The 7,492-nt window shown below is 32.5% G+C and carries 5 protein-coding genes; all 5 read left to right on the top strand.

What is annotated here, in order from left to right; all coding sequences use genetic code 11:
• The coding region (locus ABJD66_RS11720; RefSeq protein ID WP_348131763.1) for a right-handed parallel beta-helix repeat-containing protein at positions 1-1,170 on the top strand (1,170 nt) is incomplete at its 5' end.
• The gene (locus ABJD66_RS11715; RefSeq protein WP_348131760.1) at positions 1,160-3,445 is read left to right on the top strand and encodes a beta-galactosidase; all 2,286 of its coding nucleotides are present in this window, start codon (positions 1,160-1,162) and stop codon (positions 3,443-3,445) included. The genes ABJD66_RS11720 and ABJD66_RS11715, both read left to right, overlap by 11 nt.
• Positions 3,446-3,486: 41 nt before the next feature.
• Entirely contained in the window at positions 3,487-4,332 is an 846-nt protein-coding gene (locus ABJD66_RS11710; RefSeq protein WP_348131757.1) for a sialate O-acetylesterase, read from the top strand.
• Between the two features lie 13 nt (positions 4,333-4,345).
• Positions 4,346-5,869 carry a sulfatase gene (locus tag ABJD66_RS11705; protein ID WP_348131754.1) on the top strand — a complete coding sequence of 508 codons (1,524 nt, stop codon included), beginning with the start codon at positions 4,346-4,348 and terminating at the stop codon, positions 5,867-5,869.
• A 3-nt stretch (positions 5,870-5,872) separates the two neighbouring features.
• Positions 5,873-7,453: a sulfatase gene (locus ABJD66_RS11700; protein ID WP_348131751.1), complete on the top strand. Its 1,581-nt coding sequence runs from the start codon at positions 5,873-5,875 to the stop codon at positions 7,451-7,453.
• Positions 7,454-7,492: the final 39 nt, after the last annotated feature.

Here is a 7,492-nt window from a genome sequence, read left to right as displayed (position 1 = left end):
TTTTATCAATATAATTTAAAGAAATTTCCAAGAGTAGGTAGTGTTCTTCAATCTAAAGGGGATAAAAAAAACAACCGTTATGCACCTGCATTTTTAGCTCGTAATTCTAAAGATATTGTTTTTAATAATGTAGTAATTCATCACGCTTTAGGAATGGGTTTTTTGTTTGAGAGATCAGAAAATATCAAAATAATAAACAGTGGTATTTATATAGAAGAAGGCTCTGACCGTGTTATGTCTATTGTAGCAGATGCTACTCATTTTGCAAATTGTAAAGGAGATATACTTATTGAAAATTGCCGTTTTGAAGGTATGTATGATGATGGTACAAATGTACACGGAACGTATGTAGAGGTAAATAAAATATTAGATACAAAAACAGTACGTGTAGCATTAAAACACAACCAGCAATACGGATTTAAATTTGCAGTAGTAGGAGATGAGGTTTGGTTTATAAAAGCACCAAGTCCTGCTAGAAAAGAAATAAATACAGTTACTGCAGTTAAGGTAATTAACGACCATTACACAGACCTTACTTTTAAAAATGATATAGCTACAGATCTTAAAATTGGCGATATTTTAGAAAACAAGACCTGGAATCCTAGTTTTACAATGCGTGGTAATACTATACAAGACCATAGAGCAAGAAATATAATTATTAAAACTCCTAAAAAAATAGTAATAGAAAATAACAATTTATCATCTATGATGTCTTCTATTATGCTACGTGGAGAAACTTTTTATTGGTTTGAGTCTGGTAATGTAGAGGACGTAATTATTAGAAATAATTACTTTGTAGACTGTGCTTATGCAGGATCTGAACACGCAATTTTAAAAGTCTCACCAAGATTAGGAAAAACATTTAGTGCCACTAATTTATATGATAGAAACATTGTTTTTGAAAACAATACTATAGAGACGTTTGGTAATCGTATTATTTGGGCAGACCGTGTAGATGGTTTAAAAATATCTAAAAATACCATAAAGCAAACAACTACTTTTAAATCACAATTTCCTAATGCTTATTTGTTTGATCTGATAAATTGTAACAATGTAGAAATTGATAATAATACATACAATGGTACTGTAACTAATGGTATACAGGCAGATAAAACATCACAAAAAACATTAAAAGTAAAGAAAAATAAAGGCTTTAAATATGAAAAATAGAAATAGCATATTAATAGTGTTTTTTTGCTTGTTTTCTTTTTTACTACAAGCGCAAAGCTTAGAAGAGGTTGCAAAAACTAAAATAGCAACCCTTAAAAAGTTGCGTAATAAAGCAAAAAAGAAAGGTATAGATGTTTTAAAAGAAGATACTACCATAAGAACAGCAGAAATATTTTTAAAATATGCCAATTGGGATGAGCAACATATAAAGGCAAATGAAAAAGCATTTTCACTAGTTAAAATTTACGCAGACAAAGCCGAAGAAATGGCAAAAGATTTACCAAACTTTGAGCGTAATGATGTTATTAAAATGCTAGACGAATCTATAAGTTATATAAAGTTACTTTTAGATAAAAAAGTATTTAGGACTGCTAGCCCAAAAGTAGATTGGTCTAATGTAAAAGTGGATAAAGATGAATTGCTTTTTAATAATAAACCTGTTTTTTTAGCGGACTATACTTGGAAACCAAATACAGCAGAACTAAATGAATACCACGGAAACCAAGACGGTTTTTTTATAACTCCGTCTTATGTAACTAAAGAAGATGGTACAATAAGCTTACCAAAAATGAAAGAGTTGGTTGCTAAACCAACTGGTAGTTTAGGTTTTATATTTTTAAATCATAAAACCACACCTAATTGGGCTAAAACAAAATACGGAGAAGATTTTGTAATGCGTACTAATACATATACGGCATATGATATAGATAACCCAGGGGCTAAAGAAATACAGCAAAAATTATTAAGTGGTATTGTCCCAATTACAGCAGGTAAAAACTACTCTGGTTTAGGGTATATGCTGTGTAATGAGCCTCATTTTTTTACCCAAAAAACAGGAGATAAACTAGCTTGGGCTTCGGGACCAGTTTCTTCTTATACAATAGATAAATTTAGAGTATGGTTGCAAAAAAAGCATATTTCTATTGATAAATTAAACAACTTATGGCAAACTAATTTTAAAGATTTTAATGCTGTAACCATACAAATACCAATAGATACTAGTTTACGTGGTACACCTATGTGGTATGATTGGTCTTTGTTTAATATGCATAGGGTTACAGAATGGTATACTTTTTTAAAGGAAGAAATTTTAAAGTATGATGCAGCAGCAAAAGTGCATTTAAAAATTATGCCCAATTTATGGACAGATAATAAAAGAGTTCATGGTATAGACTTAGAAGCGTTAACAGATTTAAGTGGAATTATTGGTAACGATTCTGGAGCGGAAAATAATCATATGTGGGGACCAAAAGAAGAATGGGAAGACCATTATGCGCTTAACTGGAGAGAGCTTTGTATGGGGTTTGATTTTATAAAATCTGTGAGTCCGTCTAAACTAAATTTTAATTCAGAATTACATTATTTGTCTACTACAAAGTCAAGAAACTTATACCAGGATCCTAAATATGCTAGAGCTACTTTTTGGTTAGCGCATACCTACGGGATGACGGCTAGTCAAATATGGTATTGGCCTAGAGAAGCAAATGGTGCCATATCAAAAAAAGCAACAAATGACAAAGGCTACGCGGGTAGCAATAATCAACAACCAAGAATAACAAATGAGGTTGCAACTACATTAATAGATTTAAATGCGTACTCAGATTATATTATGGGCATGCAACGCCAAAGAAAGCCGTTGCGTATTTTTTATTCTAAATCTTCAGCAATAAATAAAGAGCATCATATGGATGATGTTTTTGAGCTTTACGAGTCGCTTCATTTTAACGGTACGCCACTTGGCTTTGCAACAAAAGACATTCTTAAAAAACAAAATGCAGCTAACTGGGATGCAATTTTGGTAAGTAAAACACAATTTATCACTCTAGAAGAGCAAAAAGCATTACAAAACTATTTAGATAATGGTGGTGTTATAATTACAGATAAAGTTAGTTTAAACAAAGATGAGTATGGTAAGGCTATTCCTAAATTAAAAAAGAGCAACGGTACTCTAATACTTTGCAATTCTTTAAATGATGTTAATTCCTCTGCAATGAATTTTTTAAACAATAAAGATTTGTTGCCAAAAATATTGGTTACAGAAACTAATAAATTGGGAGTTAAAGGTTGTGTTTGGAAAGTGATAAGGAACAAAAAAGGAGCATATATCCTATCTGTGGTAAACCTTGGTAAAACAGACGCAACTTTAAAAATTGATTTTAAGGGTGCTAAAAAAGGCGTTGTTTGTAAAGATTTGTTAAAGGGAATACCAGTTAGTTCTGCTCCTGTTTTAAAGCCTTACGAAGTTTTTTATGTTCAAGTCTCAGAAGTAAAATAAATTATATGTTTAGAGTGAGAAATAATTTTAAGTTGCTGGTAATGTGTATTTTATGCATTAGTGCCGTATCTGCCCAAAATAAAGTAAATATTGTTTTATTAGCAGGACAATCTAATATGGCAGGTGCTGGTAATTATGATGAATTAAGTCCTAAAATTAAAAAACAAATAGAAGTTGCATCTAATACGGTACGCTTAAGTTTTAATGGTGAGGAGGCAAAACCACTATCTTATTACAATAATACACCTAGTGAAAAATATAATTTTAAAAACCGATTTGGACCAGAGTTATTACTAGGAGTAAACTTAGCAGAAAAGTATCCAGACCAAGAATTTTTATTAGTAAAAAGGTCTATGGGCGGCACTGCACTGTATGGTGCTTGGAGTCCTAACTGGACCCTTAAAAAATCTGAAGCTGTAGAAAAAGGAGAAAAGAAGCATCATCTAAAATTATACAGTGCCCATATACAAGATATTAAAGAAAACATTAGTCTACTTAAAAATGAAGGTAAGGCATGCAAGATCCTAAGTTTGTGTTGGATGCAAGGTGAGAATGATGCTGCTAAAGAGGTTGCTGCAAGGAGTTATAAAGCAAACTTAAAAAAGTTACACAATGCTTATAAAAGAGATTTAAACTTAGAAAAATTGCCCTTTGTTATAGGGCAAATTAACTCTACCTATGGCAGATTTAAAGAAGGTCCAGAAATGGTTAGACAAGCAATGATAGATTTTTGTAAAGAAAACAATAATGCTGTTCTTTTAAAAACAACCACAAACAGAAAATGGAAAGACTACCCTAAACACGCAGATAATGTACATTATAACACAGAAGGGCAAAAACGTTTAGGCATTGCTTTTGGTAGAAAAATTATAAAATTAAATAAATAAGAAAATAGAAAAAATGAAAAAAATAATTTTATCACTTTATTTATTAGGGTTTATATGTTTATTTGGATGCAAATCTAAAGAGCAGATTGCTGTAAAAAAACCAAATATACTTTGGATAGTTGCAGAAGACTTGTCTCCATTTATGGGGTGTTATGGCGATTCTATTAATATTGGACATACACCTGTAATAGATAAATTTGCAAAAGACGGAGTATTATTTACTCGTGCATATGCCACAGCTCCAGTATGTTCTGCAAGTAGATCTGCCTTAATTACTGGTGTTATGCAAACAACTACAGGAACACATAACCATAGATCTAGCAGAACTACCGATGGAGAAGTTGTACCAGAAGAACTTAGAATTAATTTACCAGAAGGAATGAAGACTATTCCGGAGTTAATGAAAGATGCTGGATATTTTGTTTTTAATTCTGGTAAAGACGATTATAATTTTCATTACAATCGTAAAGCCTTGTATGCAGTAGGTAATGAAAAGGATTATAAACCAGGAATGAACGGCTGGCAAGGAAACAAAGCAGTTAATTATATGTCTGTTACCGATGGAGTTTGGAGTGCAAGAAAAGATAAAAACCAACCATGGTTTGGACAGGTACAAATAATGGGAGGAAAAAAAGATGCTAAATATGTGCGCGATGGTGAAAAGCTGGCAGATAATGATGTACCTCTACCGCCTTATTTTCCAGATATTCCATCGCAGAGAAAAGCTTGGACAGAACATTATAATGCCAATAGGGGATCTGATGTTACTGTAGAAAAGATTTTAAAACAGTTGGAAAAAGATGGAGAATTAGAGAATACAATTATATTTTTCTTTTCCGATCATGGAAGTAATTCTTCTTTACGTCATAAACAATTTTGTTACGAAGGCGGAATGCTAGTACCATTAATGATTAAAGGTAATCATCCTGCAATACATGCTGGTACAGTTAGTAATGACTTAGTTTCACTTTTAGATGTATCTGCAACTACCCTTGCTATGGGAGGAGTTTCTTTGCCAAAATATTTGGATGGGCAAGATTTATTAGCAAAAGATTACAATGCCCCAGAATATGTTATTGGAGCAAGAGATAGATGTGATTATACTATAGATAGGATAAGAACCGTAGTATCTAAAGACTTTAGATATATTCGTAATTATTTCCCAGAAAGACCAATGTTACAAGCGGGTTATAGAGATAATAAACCAATAGTAAAAGATTTTAAAAAATTACATCAAGAAGGTAAATTAACCCCATATCAAGAAGAACATTGGTTTGGTATACGCCCAAAGGAAGAGTTGTATAATTTAAAACAGGATCCGAACCAGATGAATAATTTAGCTGAAAAATTAGAATACGCAGCTGTTCTTGCAGAGCACAGAACTGAATTAGAAAATTGGATACAAAATACAGACGATAAAGGGCAATACCCAGAAGATGTTAAACAGTTAAAAGCAACCTATGATTTATGGAAGGATAGACCAAGGTTTAAAGATGCTAAAGTAAATCCTGAATATGATCAATTTAAATTAAAATAATATATGATAGAGATACATTTAAAAAAAAATGTTTTTAGACATCCCATTGTAGCCTGTTTTTTTATTGCTTTTTTAGCTTTTTCTTGCAAAGAAAAACCAGAAGCTAAAGGTAAAGAGGTAGCACAACAACCAGAAAGTAAAAAGCCAAATATTGTTTTTATTTTGGTTGATGATCTAGGGTATGCAGATGTTGGTTTTAACGGATCTAACTATTATGAAACTCCAAATTTAGATGCCTTGGCAAAAGAAAGTTTGGTGTTAGATAATGCCTATATGTACCCAACGTGTTCACCATCTAGAACTGCAATTTTTACAGGTAAACAGTCTTTTAGAACTGGTGTTTATACTGTACCAGTTTTAGAAAAAGGTACTGCAGAAGAAAATATTTTTTCTAGGTGGACAGTTGGTAAGGAGCATACCATTTTTGCAGAACCATTAGCAGATGCTGGCTACAAGGCAATACACATTGGTAAATGGCATATTGTTGGTCCTTATCCAGAAAAGGAAAGAGCAATGACGTTTCCTATACAACAGAAACTTACTCAACCAGATCCGGGAGATTATAGTTGGGTGGCAAAACATAAAACACCAGAAATACAGCAGTACTACCCAGAAGGTCGTGGTTTTATAAAAAATGTAGCGGGTACTTACCGTGGAGATCCTGCTTTGGAACCTGGCGGATATAAAAGCGTAGGTGGTGGTTATATAGCACCATTTAGTAATCCGTTTATAGAACAAAAACCAACAGATGAATGGCTTACAGACAGGTTAACAGATGAAGCTATTGAGTTTATTGGAGATCATAAAAATGAGCCTTTCTTTATAAATTTAGATTATTATGCAGTGCACGCACCTGTTAGAAAACGTAATGAAGAGTTGTATCAAAAATACCTAAATAAAGAGGTAGATTCTGTTACAGGGCAAGGTATTGCAGCTAAAGTAAAAAGAAAAGAACACTATGCTGGTTATGCATCTATGGTAGAATCTGTAGACGATAACGTTGCCAGAATTGTAGAATACTTGGATGATAATGGCCTTAGAGAAAATACAATGATAATTTTAACATCAGATAACGGGTATAATGGCGGACAAAGTAAAAACGATTTACTACGTGGTGCTAAAGGTTATATTTATGAAGGCGGAATAAAAGTACCTGCTTTGGTAAACTGGCCAGGTAAAGTACAGGCAAGAAGAAGTAAAGAAGCCATAACTGCGTTAGATTTTTTTCCTACGTTTTTAGATGTCGCTGGTATAAAAAATTATAGCGGTGAGTTAGATGGTAATTCTATTACTCCAATTTTTACTAAAGATGATGAGCAATTTACAAATCGTCCTTTATTTTGGCATTTGGCTAGCCAATGGAAACACGGTACTTGTTCTGTAATCAGAAAAAACAACTACAAGTTAATTCAGTTTTTAGCAGATGGTAAGTTAGAGTTGTACAACTTAAATGATGATCCGTCTGAGTCTACTAACTTAGTAGATTCTTATAAAGACATTGCCAATACAATGTTAGCAGAATTAGTACAATGGCGTAAACAAAATAAGGTGCCATTACCTCCAAATTCGGTTTTAGATTTTTAAAATACTTTTACATACAAATAAGTAATACATCCTTGTTAG

Source organism: Cellulophaga sp., from assembly GCF_039943695.1.
Lineage (GTDB): Bacteria > Bacteroidota > Bacteroidia > Flavobacteriales > Flavobacteriaceae > Cellulophaga.
Note: the sequence above shows the minus strand (reverse complement) of the source record. Positions and strands in the feature narration are given on the sequence as shown.

Excerpts from the sequence above, each read along its gene's own strand:
- ABJD66_RS11715 (WP_348131760.1), top strand. The coding sequence starts at position 1,160 with ATGAAAAATAGAAATAGCATATTAATAGTGTTTTTTTGCTTGTTTTCT.
- ABJD66_RS11710 (WP_348131757.1), top strand. The coding sequence starts at position 3,487 with ATGTGTATTTTATGCATTAGTGCCGTATCTGCCCAAAATAAAGTAAAT.
- ABJD66_RS11705 (WP_348131754.1), top strand. The coding sequence starts at position 4,346 with ATGAAAAAAATAATTTTATCACTTTATTTATTAGGGTTTATATGTTTA.
- ABJD66_RS11700 (WP_348131751.1), top strand. The coding sequence starts at position 5,873 with ATGATAGAGATACATTTAAAAAAAAATGTTTTTAGACATCCCATTGTA.